At 52.0% G+C, this 22997-nt stretch carries 24 protein-coding genes; 12 read left to right on the plus strand and 12 right to left on the minus strand.

The features are described 5' to 3' along the window. Window positions 1-61: 61 nt before the first annotated feature. The gene (locus tag LJN55_RS11900) at window positions 62-1039 is read left to right on the plus strand and encodes a LacI family DNA-binding transcriptional regulator (protein ID WP_159336650.1); all 978 of its coding nucleotides are present in this window, start codon (window positions 62-64) and stop codon (window positions 1037-1039) included. Window positions 1040-1217: 178 nt separating this feature from the next. Here the strand turns inward: LJN55_RS11900 and LJN55_RS11905 are convergent, their stop codons facing one another. The 3 genes from LJN55_RS11905 to LJN55_RS11915 form a co-directional block, all read right to left on the minus strand. Then, window positions 1218-1424 (minus strand): hypothetical protein, encoded by a 207-nt coding sequence (locus LJN55_RS11905; RefSeq protein WP_227534504.1) that lies wholly within the window; start codon window positions 1422-1424, stop codon window positions 1218-1220. A 292-nt stretch (window positions 1425-1716) separates the two neighbouring features. Further along, window positions 1717-2577, minus strand: a complete 861-nt coding sequence (locus tag LJN55_RS11910; RefSeq protein WP_407647739.1) for a sugar phosphate isomerase/epimerase family protein — start codon at window positions 2575-2577, stop codon at window positions 1717-1719. Window positions 2578-2801: 224 nt separating this feature from the next. Then, window positions 2802-3989, minus strand: a complete 1188-nt coding sequence (locus LJN55_RS11915; RefSeq protein WP_133842045.1) for an aminotransferase-like domain-containing protein — start codon at window positions 3987-3989, stop codon at window positions 2802-2804. Window positions 3990-4583: 594 nt separating this feature from the next. Here LJN55_RS11915 and LJN55_RS11920 point away from each other — a divergent pair. Next, window positions 4584-5006 carry a hypothetical protein gene (locus LJN55_RS11920; protein ID WP_227534505.1) on the plus strand — a complete coding sequence of 141 codons (423 nt, stop codon included), beginning with the start codon at window positions 4584-4586 and terminating at the stop codon, window positions 5004-5006. Between the two features lie 75 nt (window positions 5007-5081). On the opposite strand, the gene LJN55_RS11925 is transcribed toward LJN55_RS11920, so the two are convergent. Next, complete coding sequence (locus LJN55_RS11925) at window positions 5082-6329, minus strand: MFS transporter (RefSeq protein ID WP_227534506.1); 1248 nt, start codon at window positions 6327-6329, stop codon at window positions 5082-5084. Window positions 6330-6611: 282 nt separating this feature from the next. On the opposite strand from LJN55_RS11925, the gene LJN55_RS11930 reads away from it, so the two are divergent. Beyond that, the gene (locus LJN55_RS11930) at window positions 6612-6821 is read left to right on the plus strand and encodes a YdgH/BhsA/McbA-like domain containing protein (RefSeq protein ID WP_212812713.1); all 210 of its coding nucleotides are present in this window, start codon (window positions 6612-6614) and stop codon (window positions 6819-6821) included. A 72-nt stretch (window positions 6822-6893) separates the two neighbouring features. Here LJN55_RS11930 and LJN55_RS11935 read toward each other — a convergent pair whose 3' ends face one another. Beyond that, window positions 6894-8855: a methyl-accepting chemotaxis protein gene (locus tag LJN55_RS11935; RefSeq protein ID WP_227534507.1), complete on the minus strand. Its 1962-nt coding sequence runs from the start codon at window positions 8853-8855 to the stop codon at window positions 6894-6896. A 417-nt stretch (window positions 8856-9272) separates the two neighbouring features. Between LJN55_RS11935 and LJN55_RS11945 the strand changes: the two genes are divergently transcribed. Then, on the plus strand, window positions 9273-9842 hold the full coding sequence (locus LJN55_RS11945; RefSeq protein WP_227536388.1) for a TetR/AcrR family transcriptional regulator: 570 nt from the start codon (window positions 9273-9275) through the stop codon (window positions 9840-9842). A gap of 58 nt (window positions 9843-9900) precedes the next feature. Continuing rightward, window positions 9901-10377, plus strand: coding sequence for a nuclear transport factor 2 family protein (locus LJN55_RS11950; protein ID WP_133842034.1), 477 nt, complete (start codon window positions 9901-9903; stop codon window positions 10375-10377). Window positions 10378-10726: 349 nt separating this feature from the next. Here LJN55_RS11950 and LJN55_RS11955 read toward each other — a convergent pair whose 3' ends face one another. Further along, window positions 10727-11623 (minus strand): DMT family transporter, encoded by an 897-nt coding sequence (locus tag LJN55_RS11955; RefSeq protein ID WP_227534508.1) that lies wholly within the window; start codon window positions 11621-11623, stop codon window positions 10727-10729. A 222-nt stretch (window positions 11624-11845) separates the two neighbouring features. Continuing rightward, window positions 11846-12355: a GNAT family N-acetyltransferase gene (locus LJN55_RS11960; protein ID WP_227534509.1), complete on the minus strand. Its 510-nt coding sequence runs from the start codon at window positions 12353-12355 to the stop codon at window positions 11846-11848. Window positions 12356-12418: 63 nt separating this feature from the next. On the opposite strand from LJN55_RS11960, the gene LJN55_RS11965 reads away from it, so the two are divergent. The 4 genes from LJN55_RS11965 (at window position 12419) to LJN55_RS11980 (ending at window position 16389) form a co-directional block, all read left to right on the plus strand. Then, on the plus strand, window positions 12419-12997 hold the full coding sequence (locus LJN55_RS11965; RefSeq protein WP_227534510.1) for a helix-turn-helix domain-containing protein: 579 nt from the start codon (window positions 12419-12421) through the stop codon (window positions 12995-12997). A 76-nt stretch (window positions 12998-13073) separates the two neighbouring features. Next, complete coding sequence (locus LJN55_RS11970; RefSeq protein ID WP_227534511.1) at window positions 13074-15281, plus strand: DUF4401 domain-containing protein; 2208 nt, start codon at window positions 13074-13076, stop codon at window positions 15279-15281. Further along, complete coding sequence (locus LJN55_RS11975; protein ID WP_133842029.1) at window positions 15274-15804, plus strand: GDYXXLXY domain-containing protein; 531 nt, start codon at window positions 15274-15276, stop codon at window positions 15802-15804. Before LJN55_RS11970 ends, LJN55_RS11975 begins: the two co-directional genes overlap by 8 nt. Before the next feature lie 51 nt (window positions 15805-15855). Then, window positions 15856-16389: a hypothetical protein gene (locus LJN55_RS11980; protein WP_227534512.1), complete on the plus strand. Its 534-nt coding sequence runs from the start codon at window positions 15856-15858 to the stop codon at window positions 16387-16389. Window positions 16390-16574: 185 nt separating this feature from the next. Here LJN55_RS11980 and LJN55_RS11985 read toward each other — a convergent pair whose 3' ends face one another. Beyond that, window positions 16575-17783 carry an MFS transporter gene (locus LJN55_RS11985; RefSeq protein WP_227534513.1) on the minus strand — a complete coding sequence of 403 codons (1209 nt, stop codon included), beginning with the start codon at window positions 17781-17783 and terminating at the stop codon, window positions 16575-16577. Between the two features lie 103 nt (window positions 17784-17886). Here LJN55_RS11985 and LJN55_RS11990 point away from each other — a divergent pair, with 103 nt between their 5' ends. Continuing rightward, window positions 17887-18795: a LysR family transcriptional regulator gene (locus LJN55_RS11990; protein WP_133842027.1), complete on the plus strand. Its 909-nt coding sequence runs from the start codon at window positions 17887-17889 to the stop codon at window positions 18793-18795. A 487-nt stretch (window positions 18796-19282) separates the two neighbouring features. On the opposite strand, the gene LJN55_RS11995 is transcribed toward LJN55_RS11990, so the two are convergent. After that, window positions 19283-19885, minus strand: coding sequence for a LysE family translocator (locus tag LJN55_RS11995; RefSeq protein WP_159336640.1), 603 nt, complete (start codon window positions 19883-19885; stop codon window positions 19283-19285). 400 nt (window positions 19886-20285) lie between these two features. Here LJN55_RS11995 and LJN55_RS12000 point away from each other — a divergent pair, with 400 nt between their 5' ends. Beyond that, window positions 20286-20669, plus strand: a complete 384-nt coding sequence (locus LJN55_RS12000) for a SecDF P1 head subdomain-containing protein (RefSeq protein ID WP_227534514.1) — start codon at window positions 20286-20288, stop codon at window positions 20667-20669. Between the two features lie 164 nt (window positions 20670-20833). On the opposite strand, the gene LJN55_RS12005 is transcribed toward LJN55_RS12000, so the two are convergent. Genes LJN55_RS12005 through LJN55_RS12015 form a run of 3 tightly spaced genes read right to left on the minus strand, consistent with a single transcriptional unit; the run spans window position 20834 to window position 22110 of the window. Further along, window positions 20834-21442, minus strand: a complete 609-nt coding sequence (locus LJN55_RS12005; RefSeq protein WP_227534515.1) for a flavin reductase family protein — start codon at window positions 21440-21442, stop codon at window positions 20834-20836. Window positions 21443-21464: 22 nt separating this feature from the next. Then, a complete protein-coding gene (locus tag LJN55_RS12010; RefSeq protein WP_227534516.1) occupies window positions 21465-21719 on the minus strand; it encodes a hypothetical protein in 255 nt (84 codons plus the stop codon). Window positions 21720-21726: 7 nt separating this feature from the next. Then, window positions 21727-22110, minus strand: coding sequence for a nuclear transport factor 2 family protein (locus tag LJN55_RS12015; protein WP_227534517.1), 384 nt, complete (start codon window positions 22108-22110; stop codon window positions 21727-21729). Window positions 22111-22314: 204 nt separating this feature from the next. On the opposite strand from LJN55_RS12015, the gene LJN55_RS12020 reads away from it, so the two are divergent. Continuing rightward, a complete protein-coding gene (locus LJN55_RS12020; protein WP_227534518.1) occupies window positions 22315-22947 on the plus strand; it encodes a TetR/AcrR family transcriptional regulator in 633 nt (210 codons plus the stop codon). Window positions 22948-22997 lie beyond the last annotated feature (50 nt).

Here is a 22997-nt window from a genome sequence, read left to right on the forward strand (position 1 = left end):
TGTTACCCTGTTTTTTCAATAGTCAACATGGTCAACATGGTCAGCAGGAAGGCTTATCAGGATGTCGATCCAAAAAATTGCCCGCCTCGCCGGGGTGTCTGTCGCCACGGTATCACGCGTGATGAACAACCTCGGCTCGGTGAAACCGCAGAATCGGGAGCGCGTGCTCAACGCGATCAAAGAGAGTAACTATCAGCCGAATCTGCTCGCCAGACAACTGCGTACTGCACGCAGTAATATGCTGCTGGTGATGGTGTCGAATATTGCCAACCCGTTCTGTGCCGACGTGGTAAAGGGCATTGAAGCCGAAGCGGAGCGCAACGGTTACCGCATTTTGTTATGCAACTCCGGCTCCGATATCGCCCGCTCCCAGTCCAGCCTGAGACTGCTTTCCGGCAAGATGGTTGACGGCGTGATCACGATGGATGCCCTTTCCGCCCTGCCTGAGCTGACCACCCTGATTGGTGATTCACCGTGGGTGCAGTGTGCGGAGTACGACGAGGCATCCGCGGTATCGAGCGTGGGCATTGATGATCATCAGGCATCCCGCTTTGTCGCCGGAGAGTTTATCCGCCGCGAACGTCAGCATCTGGCGATGATTAATCACGATCTTACGTATAAATACGCTAAACAGCGTGAACAGGGCTACCGCGCGGTGCTGGAAGAACAGCATCTCGCGCCTCCCGCCGTGGAATACGCCAGTGAGTTAAGCTATCAGGCAGGGAAAGAGGCCATGACTCGCCTGCTGCAACAGTCACCGCGTCCTGATGCGGTGTTCGCCGTCTCCGATACGCTGGCCGCCGGGGCTATCCGTGCGCTGGATGAAGCCGGTCTGCGGGTGCCGCAGGATGTGGCGGTAATGGGATTTGATGGCACGGAGCTGGGGCATATGACCTCGCCGCCGTTGTCGACGATTGAGCTGCCCTCACAGGACATTGGCCGCGAGGCGGTGAGTTTGCTGCTGAAGAAGATTAATGAGCCGCTAAGCCCGGCGCAGAAGACCACGTTACAGTGGCGGTATGTGGCGCGGGGATCGTAAGCGGGAATGCGTCTGCCTGTCTGCCTGTCTGGCTGTCTGCCTGTCTGCCGTTGCAGGGGCTGGCCTTCTGTTTCGGTCAGCCCGAAAGGCCAGGTCAACGTCTTAAGGTCAAGGCCAACGGCGTTTCGCTTTCCCACTTCGTGGGCGAAGCGACCTAAGGGCGGCAGTCGCCCCGCCCTTAGGGATCCGGGCTTGCGGCAGGCGCATCGCCCGCGTAGCGGGTGCCTTCGCAAGCGTTGCTTAATTGCCGCTCAAACATCAACGGCCAGGTCACAATCAAAAAAAAGACAACAGACCAAATACAAAAACCCTTTTTGGTCTTATTTAGTTTTTTGTCTTTTTTAATTTTTAGATTTTGACCTGGGTTTTGACGTTGAGTCGGCAATTAAGCCTCGCCGAAGGAGAGCGGATTTCCAGGATGAGCCAACAGGACGTTGGCGAGAGGGGGTGCCGGGACAGGGATGTCACGTCACACCCGCTCCGGCCGGAAAGTCGATTGACTGAGGGAACCCGCTGTAAGCGGGCGATGCGCCTGCCGCAAGCCCGGGTCCCCAGGGGGGTGGCGATTGACCACCCTGGGTCGCGCAGCGGGAAAGCGAAACGCCCTTGACCTGGAACTTGACCTTAAGACGTTGACGTTGACGTTGATCTTAAGACGGTAGATACAAATGATAAAACTACATCTCCAACGGAGACAGCGCCCCCACCAGATACTGACTCGCCTGACGGATAATCGACTGCGGATCCTTCGGCAAATCATGCTCTACAATAAACCAGCGCGTATCGACTTTCACCGCTGCGGGCAGTACCTCGTTCCACGCCAGCAGACCTTCCCCCGCCGGGGCAAAATTCATCTCGTCGTTACGAATGCCGATACCGGCATTATCCTTGGCATGAATGGCGTAAATACGCCCCTGATATTTCTTCAGCAGACGCACCGGATCCTGACCGCCGCGTGATACCCATGCCACATCGAGTTCAATTTGCAGGTTTGCTGGTGTGCTGTTATCAAATAGAATTTCCAGCGCGGTCTTACCACCATACTTTTTCATTTCGAAGTCATGGTTATGGTAAGCCAGCACCATGCCCTGCTTTCTCACCTGACTGCCGAGCGCATCCAGCTCGTGCGCCAGCTTTTTCCAGCCTGCGGCAGAGTCCGGGCGATCCGGGATTTGCAGGTACGGCACCACCAGCACCTTATTGCCCACCGCTTTATTAAACGCGATGATTTCAGCGGCGTTGCTGCGCAAATCGGCGAGCTGAACATGGTCAGATGTGACCTTAAGCTGATATTTCTCCAGCAGCGTTTTCATCTCATCGGCGCTGACGCCCTGCGTCCCCACCAGCTCCACCGCGCTGAACCCTGATGTCTGCGCCACAGCAAATTGCTGCTCCAGCGTACCCACGTTTCTCAACGTGTACATTTGCAGCGCGAGATGCTTTTTGGCTGCGGCGTCATCGGCCAGCACAGGATGAATCGCGCCCAGCGTCAGTGCGCCAATGAATAACGTAGAAGTCACTGCTTTTACCAGCTTCATAACGGTTCCTTAGTGGGTCAGTAATCGGAATGTCAGTCTCTTTCTTGTATGTAATCGATTACTTTATCTATTAACCATTTTGTAATCGATTACTTATGCTAACGAGTATTCTGATAACAGAGCAAGTGGCACCGGTTGCAGACCGCTAAATTAGACGGGATTTATGAAGCAGATCACAGATAATGCGGAGCCAAACCCTGTTCAGCTCCGCATTCAACAGCAGATTAGAGGTGTTTCTTCAGCAGATCGGCCAGCGCCGTCATACCTTTGATGATCTTCTCATCACTGTGGGTGGAATAGCTGAAGCGGGCAAAATTGTCACGCTGCACGGTCGGGAAGAACGTTGCGCCCGGCACCCAGACCACTTTGGCTTCCGGCACCGCGTGTTCCAGCATAAATTTCGCCGTATCAAACCCGTCCGGGAACTCCATCCAGGTAAACAGGCCACCGTCAGGATCGGTCCAGCTGATCCCCTGCGGGAATTCGCTTCTGACCACCGAGAGCATGGTTTCCTTTTTACGCAAATACTGCGCTTTGATGGTCTGGATATGGTCATCAATATTGTGTCTTTCCAGATACATCGACACCGCCGCCATATTCAGCGTGCTGCACTGCGTATCGGCGGCCAGCTTCAGCAGCCCCAGCTTTTCAGTGATCTCAGCAGAAGCCACCGACCAGCCCAGGCGCAGACCCGGTGCGAGGATCTTCGAGAAGCTACCGAAGTAGATCACCCGCCCTTCCGTATCCATGCTTTTCAGCGTGGCGACTTTGTCGCCCTGGTAACGCACTTCACGGTACGGCGAATCCTCGAGGATAATAAAGTCATACTGATTCGCCAGCTGGATCAGATGCTGACGACGTGCCAGTGACAGGGTGATCCCGGTTGGGTTATGGAAGTCCGGCACGGTATACAGCAGCTTAATCCGCTGCCCGGCCTTGAGTTTTTCTTCCAGCACCTCGGTCATCAGCCCCTGCTCATCCATCGGGATGGCCAGATAATCTGGCTGGCAGGTATTAAAGGCGATCAGCGCCCCTAGGAAGGTGGGTGCTTCGGTAGCCACCAGGTCGCCAGGGTTGATCAGCAGTCTGGCCGCCAGATCCAGCCCCTGCTGGCTTCCCTGCAGGATCAGAACATTGTCTTCTTCACAAACGATGCCGTCTGCTGCCATACGCTGCGCGATCTGCTGACGCAGCCTGGGCATCCCGGTGGAATGGGTGTATTGCAGAGATACTTCGCCAGGCCCTGACAGCAGTTCAGCAAAAATATCCTGCAATGCCTTTGCCGGGAACAGGCTCGAATCCGGGTAACCGCCGCCGAATGAAATAATCGACGGATCTGCACCGAACTGGAGCAGTTGCCTGATTGCCGAAGGCTTCACGCCCTCCATTCTGTCAGCGTAACGCGTGGTCATGTTCCGTATTCTCTTTATTGGTATTGGGCTGGAAATCACGTTATGAGAAGTCCATGCGCTGTGTCAATTACTCATCGTAATTTTCACTGTTTCCGGGTGCTTATATATCTTGATGAGGTAAAAACGGTTTAAAATCAGCCAAAAAGGAGTAAGCATCAAAGATGGCTAAAGCTGGTTCGAGCGAGAAAAACATCGAATCCTAAACGAGCTTGCCAAGATGTGGTGGTTTTAAAACCCACAGCAAACACCTTTGTTGCAGGGATGAGGCCAGATTGAGGTAAGCCGGACGTCACGCGCCAGGACGGCGCGTGCCGAGGCCCGCAGGGATGCGTCTTTTGCCGATCCGGCGTGCTCAACCTGGCCTCAGACTTGTAGCGGAACTATTCGCCAATAAAATGATCCAACTTCACGCAAGAAACTGACAATTCCATCGTCTAAAATGCATATGTTTTATTTTTTTCAAAAAAGAATTCACAAGGAGAGTGTTATCAACAGTTATCTAAAATTAACCAGCACATTAAAAGTCCCAATGACGGAAATATATCGCCACCCGGACATTGGAAGAAAAAATACAACTGAAGTGAGCACGGCAAAATGGTGAGAATGATATATGCCTTACCCATTATCCTTATGTATTCACATCAAGTTGGTGCCAGAACTGTCGAACAGCTCGAGATAAAAGAAGTCAGCATAAACTCCAGAGCAGCGAAAAACCCCAACGAAATAGCCATGCGCAAGGAATTCAGACCAACCAAAGAGCAGATAATTCACTATTTCAAGTCTGCCAGAGAGTTAAATGAAGATGAAACATTACTTCATGAGTACTACTCCCCTTGCATCGCTAAAGGAAATGTAAAGCTCGACGGAAATATAAAAGGTGAATGGACATTACAGTCAAGTGGACTGGCGTACATATTAACGGACAAGAAAAAAAACATCGTTTTTTTCTTAAAAAATAATCAATGGAAAGACCCTTATGCCTGCATGTATGGCTTGAGTGGTGAGGATTCCTGCTAAACATAATATCGAATAAACACTATGCTGATCCTGAATCCCCATCACATCATTGAGCCACCCCGAAGGAGATCAGGATCAGGCCGTTGTGGTATCGCTTTCCAGCTTCTGCCTGCGTCTTAAATGCGGGAACAGCGTCATCCAAAGCCCCACCACCACCAGCGTGCCGACACCGCCCAGCACCGCAGCGGGAACTGCCCCGATCAGCGCGGCCAGCATCCCGGACTCAAACTCGCCAAGCTGGTTTGAGGTGTTAATAAAGATACTGTTCACCGCATTGACGCGGCCACGCATATCATCAGGGGTATCCAGCTGCACCAGCGCCCCACGGATCACCATACTCACCATATCAACCCCACCCAGCGCGGCCAGTGCCAGCAGCGAGAGCCATAGCTGGCTGGAGAGTGCAAAAATCAGCGTGGCGACGCCAAATCCAGCCACCGAACCAAACATGATCATGCCGACGTTTTTCTCCAGCTTGTTACGGCTGAGCCAGATACCGACCAGCAGCGCACCCACTGACGGCGCACCGCGCAGCATTCCCAGTCCCCAGGGGCCGGTATGCAGAATATCTTTGGCGAAAATCGGCAGCAGCGCGGTCGCACCACCCAGCAGCACGGCAAAAAGATCGAGGGAAATCACCCCCAGCACATCGCGCCGCTCACGGATAAACTTCACCCCGGCAAACAGCGTCTTGATATTGGCGGGCAGGCGCGGCTGCGGCGCACGAATAAAGCGGATGTAAGCAATCATCACAATCGACAACAGATAGAACGCAGCGGCCACGCTGTATACCACATCCGGCCCGGCAACATACAGCAGCCCGCCCAGCGTAGGACCAATAATCACCGCACTTTGCCCGCTAACGGCCGCCGCCGCCGTGGCGCGTGCCAGCATCGCAGGCGGAACCAGCGAAGGCAGCATTGACTGCATCGCCGGGCCTTCAATGGCTTTTGCCACAGAGATCAGGAACACCAGCCCCCACAGCGCGTTTTTATCCGACCACTGATAGAACGTCAGCAGGATCAGCGCCAGCAGCGCGCCCCACTCCAGCACCTGCCCGAACAGCACAATCCGGCGACGGTCGTACTGATCCGCCAGATGCCCGGCCGGTAATGCCAGCAGCACCGAAGGCAGAAACTGCATCAGACCGATCATCCCCAGCGCCATTGCACTGTTAGTGATGGCATAGATTTGCCAGCTCACCGCCACCGAGAACATCTGGAAACCGAATGAGGAGAAGGTTCGTGCCAGCCAGAAGCGCACGAACGAAGGATGGCGCAGCAACGATTCATTGCTGTCCAGTTGGAGGTGATTCGACGTCATTAACTATCCCTACCTGCAAGTGCTCCAGCCAGCGCAGGACTGGCAGACAGCTTTATTCGTTTTATTGTTATCCCGGTGAAGCCCGGGTATCGACCTGATTATGCCAGAGAAATCCGGCGCGACATGGCGTTAATTGTTACAGGCTTAGTACATTTTGTTATTCAAATTATTTGACAGTTATCGACAATAAATTCCGATTTTAGTTTATTATTAGCAGGCGTAGTATTTATCACATCGAGACAGAACGTCTCAACTTACATAAAATACTCTGAGGAATTAACCATGAAATCCATCAAAACTTTCGTAGCTGTTGCCGCTCTTTCACTGATCTCATTCGGTAGCTTTGCACAGAGCGTGACCGCCACGGCCTCTACCCTGTCAGCCGCTGAAGCGCAGATTGCCGCTCAGGCACAGCAGACAGGCAGCAGCTACAAAATCATCGAAGCCAACTTCAACAACGGCGTGCATATGACCGCCGAACTGACTAAATAAGTCACGCACCACTGAATTAAGCCCATAAAAAAGCCCCTTTCGGGGCTTTTTGTCGTTATTAAGGTGACACTGTCACGCTTTCGTTACCACCTGTTTCTGCAACACCTTCAGTTGGGCCACGGCTTCCTGCATGGCATCAATACCGGAGGTCATCTCGCTCAGTTTGTCCAGATTTTCGCTGATGCTTTTACGCTCATTGGCCGTCTGGCTGCTCATCTCCGCAATGGCGTTAGCCGCGTCGATACTCTCCTGCGCCATCTGCCTGGCACTTTCTACCGTATCCACCGCGACCTTTCTGATATGCAAAATGGTACTGACGGCATCGCTGATGCTGTGTGAGGTGGCATCGGCCTGATCTTTCGATGACTGTGCCAGACGGCGTACTTCGCTTGCCACTACGGCAAAACCGCGCCCAGCTTCCCCGGCGCGTGCGGCTTCCACTGCGGCATTCAGCGCCAGAATATTGGTCTGGAAGGCAATATTGCTGATGCCGCTGTTAATTGTGGTAATGCCGGAAGAGATGGTTTCCAGCTCATCCAGCCCGGCGCTGAGCTGGTGCTGGGCCTGCTGGCTGTGCAGCGCGGCATCACTGATGGAGCGGATATTACTTTCCGCCGCCTTCAGCGCATCGCTCTGACTGCGGGTGGCATTTTCCAGTAACGGTAGCGATTTCATCAACGGGTCCAGCTTTTGCTGATACTCCACCACCTGGTTCACAATGCGCGTTTGCAGCGTATTCAGCGCTTCCCAGCGACGCAGCGCACGCTGGGCATAATGGCTGGCGTACGCGGCATACTGCACCGGGAAGTTACGCATCGCATCGGACGGACGGTTAAAGAACGCCAGTGCCGACAGCGTCTGGTTAATCGGAACACCGAGGATTTCACCGAAACTGGAGAACCCGGCAGACGGGATCCCGCTGAAGAAGTGCGACTGCGGCAGGCGGGCCTGATTACCGACGCGGCGCAGAACGCAGTCGTTCAGCAGCATGGCTGCGGGCTGGCCGTATTGTGCGGTGAACGTCTCCCAGTCGGTGCGCGTGGCGCTGGCAAAATCGGTCTCTTTCAACAGATGCAGACGGTCACCAAACTCCAGATCGCAGAAGAACTGAATGCGGTCCGGCAAGATTTTGGCGATGGAGCGAATAAAGAACTCCTCCTCCACTTTTACGGCAAACGTCAGTCCCTGAAGACGGGCCTGTAAATCAGCGGGAGCGCACTGCAAACGTGCGCACAGGGCTTCAATCACATTATGCTGACGCCCCTGGGCATCAAACAGCGACGAGAGGGTGCGTGCCACGGGATCGGCTTCGGCCACCAGCCAGCTCTGCTGAGTGGGCTCAAAGTTCTGGCTTTTAAACGGCGCAAACGACTTTCCTTCCGCCATCTGGCAAAAGACGATCACCGCCTTGCCCTGCAATATCCGCCCGCCATTGCCAATCCAGGTGCCGTCAAAATCCAGCGTTCCGCCCGCAGAGCCGCCAATCGCCAGGCACGGGAAACGCCCTGACGCGTACCAGGCCTGCATCAGGAACCCTTCGGAAGCGGATAAGCCATCACAGAAAATGAGCGCAAAGGTACGATCGGCCGAGAGCGGCATATTCACCACAACCCGCTCCAGCTCGTGCTGGATCGCGCTCACGCGCTGCTGGGCGGTCTGCGTATCCTGCACATGCAGGTCGACTTCATGCACTTCATGCCGGGCGATCAGAGATTCCGGCAGCCAGAGCCAGCTCCCCTGCTGGCTTGCGCCATCACAATAGGTGCTCTGCCCGCGACCGCTCCACAATGCACCGTTGGAAGAGAGGGTCACCACGCTGCGGCGCGTACCGTTAAGGCTCTGCCATGCCTGACTGACACGGTTGAATTCCGCAAAAGGGGGAACAAAACTTAACAGCAGACCGGCGCTGTTACGGCTCAACCCCAGCGCATTCATACTCACCGGGGGTTGGCTGGAATCAAAGACACCCGCGCGCGGCTGACTGCCGCTTCTTTTCAGCCGGGCGGCCGTGTTCCAGAAAGAAGATTGACTCATTGTTGCCTACTTAAGTGCTGACGATAGTTTATTGATCTACGTAATCCGTCACAGGTGATGCGGCAGAACGGCGATGTTACCTCCGCTGCCATGCGGGGGAGTTATCGGCACAAGGAGGGAAAAGTCTTAACGGCAAGGGTAACAAAGGATGACAGGACGGCAGCCTCGCCGCCGCCCCGTTGAGGTGGGGTCAGGGGCCATGACTGGACGTAGTGCAGACTGCGTAAGGAGGGATCGGCGCGGTCAAAATGCCAGTGACCATCGCTGAATACCCGGTTATCCGCCCAGGCCCTCACCACTTCACCAATAGACATGTTGGGTTCTTATCTGACGTATTGACGCATTCTAATGGGATCGGCGGGAAATGGGATGGAGAAAGTTGTTGACCAGGTAGAACGATCGTTCTACCCTCATCTCATGAATAAGAAGCCAACAGATACCCGAGAAAAAATTCTCACTACCGCCGAGCATTTGATCTATCGGAACGGGATTCATGCCACAGGGATGGACCATCTGGTCAAGACCTCAGGCGTAGCAAGAAAAAGTATTTACCGCTATTTCGCGACCAAGGATGACGTGGCAGCAGCCGCGTTGAAAGAACGAGATGAACGCTGGATGCACTGGTTCAGAACGGAATCGGATAAAGGTGATACTCCTCAGGAACGCATTTTGATGATGTTCAGTGTGCTCAGGGGCTGGTTTAAGTCGGAAGGTTTTCGTGGCTGTGCATTTATCAATACCGCCGGAGAAGTGGGTGATCATCACCACCCCGTTCGTCAGATAGCAAAACTGCATAAACAAAAACTACTGGATTACACGCACGAACTCACTGAGCAATTAAACATTGAGCAACCCGCCGTTCTGGCCAGGCAGTTGCTGATTCTTATAGAGGGCGCTATCACTATGTCCTATGTGATGGGCGATTGCAGAGCCGCCGACAGTGCAAGGGACGTTGCGAAACATTTGCTGGAACAGGTCTCTCCTTAATTCCTGAGTACCTAAAACGGTTTCTACTGATCTATCCATATTTACGGGAGGTTTTATCATGTCCGATACACACACTCGCCCGCCACTTCCTCCGTTCACATGCGAATCCGCGACGGAGAAAGTTCGGCTCGCCGAAGATGGCTGGAACAGTCGCGATGCCGAAAAAGTATCGCTGGCGTACTCACTGGAAACCCAATGGCGTAATCGAACCGAGTTCGCAAATAATCGTGAAGAAGCCAAAGCATTCCTCACTCGTAAGTGGAAAAAAGAACTTGAGTATCGTCTCATTAAAGAGTTGTGGGCATTTGATAGCAACCGAATCGCTGTCCGGTACGCTTATGAATGGCGTGATGATTCAGGTAACTGGTTCCGTTCTTACGGGAATGAAAACTGGGAATTTGAAGCAGATGGCCTGATGCTCCGTCGCTTCGCCTGTATCAATGACATGCCGATTAAGGAAAGTGAACGCAAGTTCCACTGGCCTCTAGGACGTCGCCCGGATGACCATCCGGGTCTGTCTGCGTTGGGTCTGTAAATTCGAAAGCCCACGGCGACTGTCTTCGCCGGAGCTTTTTCTCAACTCAAAAGGCATATCAATTAAACCTGTCACATATGCCCTCTGCATTGATGGGCAGCCCAGTGCCATGGGCGGACACGACTTACATACCGAAGCGATAGCAAATAAGCTTTTGTCACAGCCCCCGAGAGTTTCAATTTCATACGGGCAAAAAACATTATATTCTTATCAATCCTCTGGCACCGCCCAGTCGCTTAGCTACGGCACCGCCCATCGCTATGCTATTGATTAATAATCACGAGGTTGATCATGCAGCATCTTGTCAGATTTGGTCGTATAGCCGCCGTATTACCTGTTAAATTATCCCTCAGCCAGACTTTTGAATTTTTCTTTTAAGGTCATATTCACTCGCAAGATAAAGAGTGACAGCAATGAAGGTTATGCTCCCGCCCAGTAACGTGTATCGGGTTGGCAGTTCGCTGAAAAATAGCCAGACCCAGAAGGGGCCCAGCACGATGTCGACCTGGGCAATCAAGCTCGCCTCTGCAGAGGCGACATAACGGCTTCCAACCATAAACAGCAGATAACTCACACTTTGAGTGGCAAGCGCAAAAACCAGCAGCCATCCCATATCCTTCAGACCAGGAAGGGGGAGACCGCGAGGCATCATGATAAAACAGAATGCGCCACAAAGTGCGCAGGCCAGGGCAGTTACGGCTGGCAGGTTCATCTCTGGCCACTTGCCTGACATCACTATGCTTGCAGCAAAGCCCGCCGTCATCGTCAGAGCCAACAGATTACCCTGGATGTCGCCCGGCCCCACCGCTGAAGTGGCCATCAGGATGACACCCGACAGGCTCACCATCGCAGCCAGTAGCGCACGTTTTGTGATTTTTTCCCGGAGCATGAGCCAGCCAAGCCCCATAGCAAAGAAAGGAATGGTGGCATAGACCGTCATCACACCGGCCACGCTGGTCAGTTTCAACGCCGCCACATAACAAAACATTGATGAAGCCATAACCGCAGCGGTTATCAAGCCTGGTAACCCTAAATCGCGCCGGAATGAAAAGTGGCGCAGGTTACCGCATACCACCAGTAACAGGCCAAGTGACAGGAAAGCAAACAGGGAGCGCCAGGCGACCATAGCCCAGGTGTTCATATCGAGTTGTCTCACGAAAATACCTGCCGTGCTCCACAGAATGGCTGATGAAAACACCATAATGAGTCCCGACGCGCGCGGTGTAATGGCTTTCCAGGGTGGCATGGTCTTTCCTCTGTCTGTGCAACGGTGAATGCTTATTTTGCCTCATTTACGGACATGAGAGCAGCAACGCTTTATAACCGCAATCTGACTCCGTGCGAACGCCTGAAAGCCTGGCTTATGAGACACAGGGAATATATTGAACATCATCCTGATATGCCTCTTGAATGCGGTTCTGGATCAACTCGTCATAAAACGACGGATGATGCTCATGACACATGCCCTTCAGGGGGCTTCGCGCGCATCCAGACGCAATTGCAAAAAGGTCAGGTCCAGCCATCTGCCAAATTTGCTCCCGACCTCACAAACACGGCCTGCTTCGGAGAAGCCCAGTTTTTTGTGTAGCGCGATGGATGCCGTGTTTTCAGACTCAATCCCTGCCACCATGACATGCTTCCCCTGCACTGTCGCCAGTCTGACGAGTTCCTGCATCAGCACTGTGCCTGCCCCCTTTCCACGGGCACTTTTATGAACATAGACAGAGTGCTCAACGGTATGTCTGTAACCGTCCCAGGGACGCCAGTCACCATAAGACGCATATCCCTGCACGATATCGGTTTCATCCACCACCACGACGACAGGAAAACCGGCATCATGCCGGTCATTAAGCCACTTAATCCGGTTTAGCGGATCGACGGTTTTTTCATTCCAGATCGCGGTGGTGTTCAGTACCGCGTCGTTATAAATTTCCGCAATCATTTCAGCGTCACTTTCTCGGGCAGAACGAATAAGCATGGTAGACACCCCTCTTGTCATTCACTAAAGTAGATGAATCGTACACTATTGTAGTTATCCACTATGTCAGATGAAATGTCCAATAAAGAAGACAACCTTAATGCACGCATCGGTCAGAAAGTGCGGCAGGAAAGAGAAATCAGAGGATGGTCGCTCACGGAGCTGGCTGAGAGTTCCGGCGTCTCGCGCGCCATGATCCATAAAATAGAACGCGGAGAAAGCAGCCCCACAGCGACGCTGCTGGCACGACTTTCAGGCGCATTCGATATGTCAATGTCGCATCTCATTGCCCTGACAGAAGTACGTCCGGGAACGCTGGTCACGTTTGAAAATCAGCCTGTCTGGCAGGATCCCGAAACCGGTTATGTTCGCCGCCACGTATCACCGGGTCATATTCCTGTCGACCTGGTCAGCATCGAGCTTCCGGCCAATACTGCGGTGCCCATGCCGGCCATTGCCTACCTTTCCCGGCATCAGCTCATATGGGTGCTCGAAGGCAGGCTGACGTTTGAAGAAGGCACGCATACATTTAAAATGTCCACGGGGGATTGTCTGGAGGTAGGCGATCCGGCTGATTGTGTTTTCAAAAATGAGACTGATGAGATATGCCGATATGCGGTGGTGGTGCTAAAGCCTGCCTGAACAGAACCCATTGAGCACCACAGCGGTTTAATGACACACTCATCAAATTCATACCGTAAACAGAGGCAGGGAAAGTATGAGGGAGCTTGCACCCGTTGGCATCACCGGCATGCCGTCACGGACGGCAGAGTATCTTTGCCGCCAGATCGCACGCCTGGTGAGAGGAGGAAGCCTGACCCCGGAGACCTGCCAGCGTATCTATGCTTTTTGTGGAATCAGACCGTCAGATGCTCAGTGGCGTCAGTTTCTTATTCCGGTTCTTTCCTGTCTGGGATTATTGTCGCTGGTTGCCGGAGCGGTGTTCTTTGTTGCCTGGAACTGGGCCTGGCTGCCGAAAATGGCGAAATTTGCCCTGGCCGAGCTGTTGATCGTCGCGCTGGTGGCGGTGGTCTGGTGGCGCTGGTACAGCACGCTGGCACGCAGCGCATTGCTGGCGACAGGGTTAAGCTTCGGTGCCCTGTTTGCACTGTATGGACAGATTTATCAGACCGGTGCTGACAGCTGGGAGCTATTCCGGGCCTGGTTATGCGTTCTTCTGCCGCTGGCGCTGATTGCCCGGCAAAACAGCCTGTGGTTTTGCAGCTGGCTGGTCGCTAACCTGGCGTTCCAGCTCTATTACAACACGCTGCCGACGTCACTGCTGGATCTCGCCGTGTCTGACAGTTTCACCAGGCTCCCGTCGGTTATGCTCCACGGGTATCTGGCGGTGCTGGCAGCCTGCCTGATTGTCAGGGAAGCGCTGGCCTGGCGGGCGATAACGCATCACCCCGAGAGCTGGCTGGCAAGCCGCTGGTTCTCGCGAGTCATGGCGGGATTTTTACTGCTGCTGCTGACCGGCATCGTGGCCGGGAACCTCTCTGACTGGGGCGGCGGTATTCCCCTTCCTTATATCACGGGCAGCTGGGTGATCGCCCTGCTGGCAGGTTATTACCTGTACCGTTACCGCTATCAGGATCTCTGCATACTGACGCTGGGCATCGCCAGCCTGACCGTTGTTGGCTGTGCGCTAATCATGCAGCTATTTCTTTCAGCCTACGATACGGGTGATCTGTTTTTGACCGGCGCCCTGATGGCATTCTGGGTGGTGGTAAATGGTTCGATCCTGCTGAAGTGGCAACGCAAACTGGTTGATAAAGGGCCGATCGATCGGGTTCCGGCCAGGCTGACCTTACTGACAGACACGTTGCGTCAGCAGGGTTTGCTGAGCGCCTCGCAGGTTGAGGAAATTCAGCAACACGATCACGCGTCCGACCTGCCCTGGTATCTGAGGCTGGCGCTAAGCGTCGGAGGCTGGGTCGCAGCGGTCATCATTCTGTTACTGATGATACTGATGCTCTATGTCGCTGATCTGCTCGAAGACCCGAATGCTGCCACCCTTATTATTCCTTCGCTGCTGCTCGCCGCCATTGCGCATGTCCTGTTAAGCAGTCAGCGTGACGGTCATCATCACCTCGGACTGGCGTGGGCGATTGCGGCAACGTGCGGGCTGATATCCGGCGTTCTGCTGCAAATTCAGAGCAATGATGTCAGCTTTATTATGCTGAGTTCACTCACTGCATTGCCGATCCTGGCCGCGATGGCGGTGGCTATGCCCAACCGCACTTATCGGTTTATGGCCATCACTGCCCTGACCTTTTTTCTGGTGCTGGCGGGCCATTCTCTGGCCCGGCTTTACCTGTCGCCGACGGGGGGACACTTTGCTGTATCCGTACTGGTGGCGGCGGTCGTATTTTTGTGGCTGTGGACTGTCAGTCATCAGTTGAGGTTACAGGCAGGAACGTATGCTGAGGCGTTACATCCGCTGCTGTATGGCATCCCGGGGGGGCTGATATTGCTGAGTTTCCTCGGGATAAACGCGGCCTATCTCACGGATTTCTTCTGGGAAGAATTGCAATTTTCCACGCTTCAGTCTGCAACAGGCACAGGGATCGCGGCAGGTTTAGTGTTGAGTGCGCTCTTTCAGAAAAAAAGCAGCCGGCTGCTATTTTCGATCATCACACTGCCCGCTGCGCTTATTTGCGGGGCTGCCGCCCTCTATGCACCGGGTATTGGGCTGGGACTGTGGTTAATTCTGATGGCGCGTTATCAGGGAAGTCTGGGGTTACTGGTGGTAAGTGGCGGTTTCATGGTGCTGTATGTTATTGGCTGGTATTACTTCCTGGAGGTCATTCTGCTGCAGAAATCCCTGCTGCTGCTGGTCAGCGGTCTGGTTTTACTGGGGCTGGCGTGGGGAGTCAAAAAAGTATTACCCGCACAGATCGGAGGTGCAAGTGAGAATGCATAAACAGAGCCGATGGCTGGTTGGCGCTGTGGTAGCGCTGGCGCTGGTGGCCGTCAATGTCAGCATCTGGCAAAAAGAGCAGTTGCTGAAGCAAGGCGTGATCATGATTTTACCCCTTGCCCCGGTTGACCCGCGCTCCCTGATGCAGGGTGATTACATGGCGCTCAATTATGCCCTTACCCGCCCTCTGGAGCTGACGTTATATCAACAGGCTGAGTCCTGCGGTGCGACCCTGTCAGCGCCATGCCTGCCGACCAGCGGAACCCTGATTGTTGACCTTGATGCTCAGCGTCATGCGACTCAGGCCCGATTTGATCAAGGTGAGCCTTTGCAGCCGAATCAGCTTCGGGTGAAATACCATCAGCATGACGGCTCGCTGACCGTCGGCACCAATGCCTGGTTCTTTCAGGAAGGCCATGGCGAGCGTTTTGCGCAGGCACGTTACGGAGCATTCCGGGTGGGGAGTGATGGTACGGCACTCCTGACGGATCTGCTTGATGAGCAGGGTAAGGCGATTCAGCCTTAACGATGCGAGACACTCACTGGCCTGCCCACAAAAAAACTGACGGCCGCCTTAATGTCCTTCGACTATGCAGAGGATGTCGTGCCTGAAGCCTGTTTTTTGATCAAACCTCGCGCCGAAAAATTCAAGCGGGTACGCCGCATAAAATATAGCCGCTCAGACGTAGAGAAAATTATGCCGAAAATTATTGACGACAACTGGATTAGGGAATCTACGATATCAGCACTATTTAGTAGTATAGTGGGTTCATTGCTGGTTTTAATCTATCTTTCCTGGGGAAATAGCAGCACATCCGCATCGGGTCTCATTTTAACTTATTTGTTCATCGTCATGACAAGTATTATTGGGACCACGATAGGTTCATTAATAATCGGCATGCCATTAGCCATGATTGCAAAGCGATTTTATCCTGATGCTTCCTTAAAGGGGAGCTTTTTTATCGTGTTCTCTACCCTCTTCATGTGGCTGGTTGTACTGGCATGGCCAGTTACCCGGATATTTGAAACGCCTTATTCGGATGTTTTGCTTTTAAGCCCTTATGCTTTCTGTTCAGCTGCCGCATTGACTTATCTGATTTACTGGAATTGATACGCATGGCATAAATCAGGTTCGAGGTACAAGGACCGTTAAAGAAATAGGCTAGTAGCGTCGTTTTTCCTCCAGATAAAAATAAATAGTTACCGGATGTTTACAAGGCACTTTTACTGTCCATTTTTCGCTCAACGCTGCCCTTTGTCATCACGGGCAGCTCAGTGCCAGGAGCGGAAGTTATGCTAATCAGTGATGAGATCATCTGGCCGGATATTACGTTTAGCCAGTTTCTTTTGCAGAATGATCACGATGATTGGGAACCCTGATGCGGAAATTGCACATACCGCCAACAACGTATTCAGATTTTGGGGTGCCATGCCGTAATCGGGTAATAGAAAAGCAGACAGGAAAAATGCGACGGTGGTAATCAGATACATTATCGATGTCTGTAATGAAGAAAATCCAGCGCGTTGCCTGTCATCAGGATACTGAATAGACACTGCCGAAGATGAAACCAGACGGCTGTATGATGCACCGAGAAATAAAGTAATAAACAACGCCGCATGCTGATAGCCCATGAATGGTAATAACAGACTCAATATAAAGACTATCGTTGACCCTGTCGCCAGAATCAAAGCAGAAAAACGCAAGGTTAACACGCCTGTCATTTTTGTGGACAAGTAACCTGTAACCCCCCCGCCGAAGAACAACCAGGGCAAAAGGTCTTGTGAAGCGCCCAACTGCTGTATCAGTAAGGGCACCATAACAGGAATAACCAGCATTGGACTAAACTGCACAAGCGCATTACTGGAGGCGAACAGCAAAGTATCCACATCGATAGGTTGCGCGTGGAGCCTGTCTAAAGAGACGGGTTCGTGGGGAATGATGGATACAATCAATGGCAACGCCAACAAACACAGAATGCTTATTAACCACAAAGCGACATGCCAACCATAATGCGTACACAAGAATAATATAGTGGGCATTCCTACAATGCTTACCATCGAAAATGACGCAATTACCGTCGCCAACATTTTCCCGCGCACGTTAGTCGGCGCGTTATTTATCAAGATACTGATACCCACCCCCATTGTCGTACCGCCAACCAATCCTGCACAGAATCGTAGCGTAAGCAGAAGACTAAAACTGGAGGTAAATGTCGCAAAAAGCGTCAGTAGGCCTAAGAGTGCCATATTGGCGATTAAAAAATGTTTCTTATTGAAACGATCAATCCAGTAAAAGGCGATTACTCCCGAAATGACAGCACCCGATGTGTACATACCGGATACATAGCCGGAGAATGTTACGGGAACAGCGAAATCTGCCGCCATAAAAGCAAAAACAGGATTGAACATCATATATTCCAGCGCATTCGTGAACTGGATAAAAGCCATTACAAAGGCTATCCGCATAAGGGCTTTATGATTAAACATCTGTGTGACCAGTGGCATAGCAAGCAACCTGTAGTTGAAAGATATCCGAGTTTAACTGCTATCATTGTTGTTCATTAGATGGTAAAAATGGCATTGATTGTTATCATATGTGGGATAGTTAATGCGTTCAGCTCTTGATTTTAATACCCTGAAAGTGTTCATTGCTGTGGTTGAAAGAGAAAGTTTTGTTGGGGCAGCGAAAGTCCTTGAAATGCCGACATCAAATGTGAGTCGTTGTATTTCTCAGTTAGAAGAAAAACTGAATCTTCAGCTCATTGAACGCAGTACCCGACATATGAAACTCACCCAGGCGGGGCACTTACTCTATATCCGGGCAAAACCATTACTGGAGGCCCTGGAGCAAACTGAGACAGAATTAACCTTGAGGCAGATGCAATTCAAGGGTCCACTACGTCTCTGTATCCCCAATGAAGTCGGTCCTGCATTACTGGGTTCTGTTATTGCCGATTTTGCCTGCCAGTATCCGGACCTGGAGATCAGCTGCGTCACAAATTTGTCAGGTTTCGAATCCCTGCGAGATGATCTGGATTTAGCGATCATTATTACCCGTGGTCAGATGGATGACAGTGACTACATAGCCCGTCATCTGGTGACTATCCCTTGCACCATTGTCGCAGCCCCCTCCGTCATTCAGCGTTATGGCACCCCTACCCAGATCCAGCAATTTGAAGAATTACCCTGTATCACAACAGTAAGTGCACTGAAGGGTGCACCCTGGCAGTTTGTCAATAAAAAGGGGGGATTCGAGACAATCAAGGTTAAAGCGCATTATCGGGTAAACAGTGGAGAGATGGCAGGACGAGCGGCGGTATCAGGTGTCGGTTTTGCCATTCTATCGAAACAAGCCTGCCAGCCCTACATTAACGATGGACGGTTAATTGAGATTGCGTGTGAACAATCGGCAGCCCCATTGCAATTGTTTGCACTTTATTCAGATCGACGTTACTTGCCCGCTAAAACACGAGCGCTCATTGATTACATGCATCAGAAATTGAGTGATATATCATGACCAGTTCATTATTTAACAGTCCCGGTGCGATTGCACTCATGCAGTTTGATGATGGCAGAGCTATCGAGTTCAGAATGAGCGGTAGATAAAGGGTCGGTAGGCAGGATGAATATGGTCTGTCACGTTCGTTAAAGAAGATTTTGCGACCGCACCGTAAAGTTTCTCAAGCTCATGACTGTCCGTAATTCGCATGTTTTCATCAACCATCTCATTCACCTCCGCTGTTTTCTGCTAAAAGCAGAACTTGTACTCTCAAAGGGCTCGTGGCCGGGCATTATGAACGCTTGTTATGTTTACTTTTGACTGTAGTTGTAGATATCAGGCCGGGCAATCGCCCACGCGTAGTTTTTCTGATCGCGCTGACTGATATGAAGAGTGAACCGTTAGCGCTCAGGCATAACTTCCGCTCCTCGCTCTCCGCTGCCCTTCAAGCCTTACCCTCGGCATCCAGGTGACAGGAGCGGCCGTTGTCGCTATAAGTGATGAATTACGGGATCAGGCTGTGCAGAGAAAAAACAATAAGCAACATTCCGCCGGCAATGTTGACGTATTTTTTGAGCATTGTTGGGTTGGCTTTTTTAACTGAAAAGATCAGTGTTTGACTGACGGCGTAAAGCCAAATGCACATAACCACGACATGTACTGACGCCAGTGTCAGATAGTTGCAAACGCCTCCCTGTATCCCTGCGAACTGCGAAACGACAGTCAGATAGAAAATAATGGCTTTAGGATTCAAAACATTGGCTATCCAGGCCTCTCTTAACGTCACAGAATGCTTTGCATCAGCAAACCCTCCTGGATTTGCCCTTATGCCGTTGCGAATGAGCATCACCCCTAACCAAAGCAGATAGGCGGTACCAAAAACGTTCAACACAGCAAAAGTTTCTGGAGACGAGATGAGCACAGCGGTTATCCCAAGGCCTATTAGAACTGCATGGGTGTAAATGCCCAAAGCCGTTCCGGCAAGAGTCCTGAACAATCCTCTTTGACCGCCTGCCAGAGCACCACTCATAACAAGAGTGAAGCTTGCTCCGGGGGACAGTGCAACAGGGAGTAACGCTGGCATAAAGCCAAGAAGGTTTATATCCATAGATTTTTGTTAGTCATTGACGCTCTAGTGTATTGCCCGTCAAGGCGCTTTGGAGATGTTATATTTCAACCTATCCTTGGCGTATTGGGTGCTCAGTTGGCACTGCTCTGTGCCAAAGCATGATCTTGCGGCCTGCGATAGCGGCCAGACGGCAAATGTTTAACGCCCTTCAATAGCCCTTCTTCAGATATCACCACGGCTAACCTCGACATCTTATCCTACTCTAAGTAGCAACCAGAACCTTTGCTTCTCGCTCACAGCGGACCTTAATGTTTCCGAGACCGTTCACCGTGCCAGGAGCGGATGTTGCTTACATTGCGATAGGCTAATTTATGGGAAGCAGACAGGCTGTGTTTCATAAGGATTAATCTATAATCCTCGCCAAAAAAAGGAGATGAGAATGTATATCAAATCTGGGGCGTTGTTAATCGTAGCACTCATCCCATTGACATCGGTTGCAGCAAAAGGAGACTTTGATTTTTCGGTCTCAGGGGAAAATACTTCCTTCGACTCTGAATGTGTAGAGTCCATTCAATATGTTGAGACGGATGAAGTGGGTAATGAGAATATAATCATGAAATTCAGCGATGAATGTGGGAAGAAATTATCGACCCTGACCCGACAGAACATCGGCAAGCAGATGACCATCGCCTATAACGGTAACAAACTTACATCCGCTGTGATTGCCTCGCGCCTGAGCACTCGTTTCAGAATCTCTGCAAAGGAAATACCAAGGGTCCTGTTGATGAAAATATTTAATGATTATGAAACAGTTATTAATTGACTGGGACAGAGTGGAAAACAAATAATTGAGCTCACGACCTTCCTCACTCAACGAATACTCTACTTTAGGCGGAACATCACCCGCATCGAAAAACGTATTCTTTGGCCATGCATGAACCGCGTGGCCAGAAGAGAGGTAAGTTGTGACGGATATCACATGCATTTTCAGCCCTGAGGGGCGCCTGGGGTATCTGAGGGTACATCCGGCACCTCAAGCACCTCGCCGGTGGTGTAGAAATGTCCGCCGGCGATGTAGTGCAGGCTTCGCCAGTCTGAAGAGGCGTGCTCAAACTGCCAGTGTCCGTCCCTGAAAATGCGCGTGTCAGCCCACGCAGCCTTGATTTCGCCAATAAACAAATCATAGGCCTGCTGGTTATGCTCTTCGGGGATAAGCTCGCAATAAAGCCAGGCTGCGCATCCTGAAACCAGTGGTGCATCTACGTCAGGAAGGTGAAAAAGCGTCACGCCTGAACGGGCCAGTTTGTCCTTATCGCTGAACAGGGATTGTGAGCCCAGTTGATACACCAGCGGAGCCTGTGATGCGATCGGTACCTGAATCATAAAGTGCCCGCTCTGCTCAATCAGCCCGCGGGTAAAGGTCGCCTTATCAAGGACAACGGTCAATCGCGCTGGCCCATAATCCAGCGCACAAACCCATGACGCAGCCATGACGTTTTCCGTTCCGTCATGCTGCGCCGAAACCAGCGTTGTCGGGCCATGATTAATCAGACGATATGCCTTTGCCAGTTCAACAGGCTGGATGTAATCGTTCATTTTCAGACGGTCTCCTCAGGATTCACTGTTGCTGTAGATAATCAGCCAGGCTGTTATGCCCTGACATGATGAGATGCATAACGACGTCTTCCATCTTTTGCGTTTCATCGCGCGAGCGGGCTTCAAAACTGGCCTGCCACACAATGACCGTTTCCTCTTTTCCCGTCAGCGGAATCAGGCTCACCGTACACATGGCTGAGCTGGCCAGTGCCAGCTCCAGCACATGGCTACCGACGAGTCCGGTAGTGCTTGCGGGCTGCATCAGTGAGCTGACCAAATGGATATCAGGGTGCGACGTGGGTGTGGTAAATCTTGCTGACCACGGTCCAGCTGCCATTCACCTTCAGAAGATTGAAAAAGTCGGTGAAGCGAAAGCCTGAAATGTCATCGGTATCAATGCGTGCGCTGGCTGCGGTTCCGACGATATCCACGCGTACGATAGCGGCCTTCGCCTCAGGAGAAGGACGGAAATTGCGGTCAATAACGTCGAACAACCCCTGAATGGGGCCACCGGTGAGGTTACCATCACCGTCAGCGCCAAAAATGGTGGCCTGTTCACTAAAAGCGGGCTTCATGATCTCGCTCTTAGCCTGTTTACCGCCTTCGTTGTACTGATTAAGTACAGCCACAATGGCGTTGTAATCCTGCACGTAAGTTATTTCGCTCATCTTCTTTCTCCGTAGTGATAAACCGGGTATCCGTTCAGATACCCGTCTTTTGCCTGATGCATCGCTGCAGCAGATAAAGGAGCACCAGACCCAGCACGGTGACGTTCACGTGCCGGCCCTATTTTTGTAGTGTTCACTAAGTAATGTTATTATTGTATAGTGATCACTATGTAAAGTGTCAAGCGATAGATTGAGAACCCAGAAATGAAAATGCCAGGTGTCAACACAGCCAGCGGAAAGCCCAAGGGCAGACCGAGAAGTTTTGATCGTGATAAAGCCCTGCTCCGCGCACTGGATATCTTCTGGCGAAAAGGATTTGAGCCAGCATCGGTCGCCGAGCTATGTGAAGCGATGGAGATCAATCCGCCCAGCCTTTACTCCGCCTTCGGTAATAAAGCGAAACTGTTTCTGGAAGCCGTGAGCTATTACGAAAAGGTTTACTGGAAAGCGACCTGGGAACGGCTGGAAGAGGTTGAGAATATTCACCAGGCCATTGATAATTTCTTCAGTGAATCGGCCGATATTCTGCTGTCACCCTCCGCGCCGTGTGGTTGCATGGTGGTGCTTGCGGCCATCAATGTTTCGCAGGAGTCCGCCGATGTTGTTAAGGCGGTCAGCGTGCTCAGGCAGGAAGGCAAAGATCTCTTCGAGAAGCGACTCACCAGGGCTGTACGGGAAAAGCAGCTGCCGGCAGACACCAATACCGCCGCACTGGCGACCGTTCTCAACACCTTGCTGGAAGGGATGTCGATTGAAGCTAAAGACGGCGCGATGCTGCAGAGCCTCAAGACGATCGGACAGTATGCCACCGGGCTGCTGCCGGCGAACAAAAGATGATCGCACAAAATGCTACTCACAAAACTAGACGACTGGTCAGTTTTTAATTT

Source organism: Erwinia rhapontici, assembly GCF_020683125.1.
Taxonomy (GTDB): Bacteria; Pseudomonadota; Gammaproteobacteria; order Enterobacterales; family Enterobacteriaceae; genus Erwinia; species Erwinia rhapontici.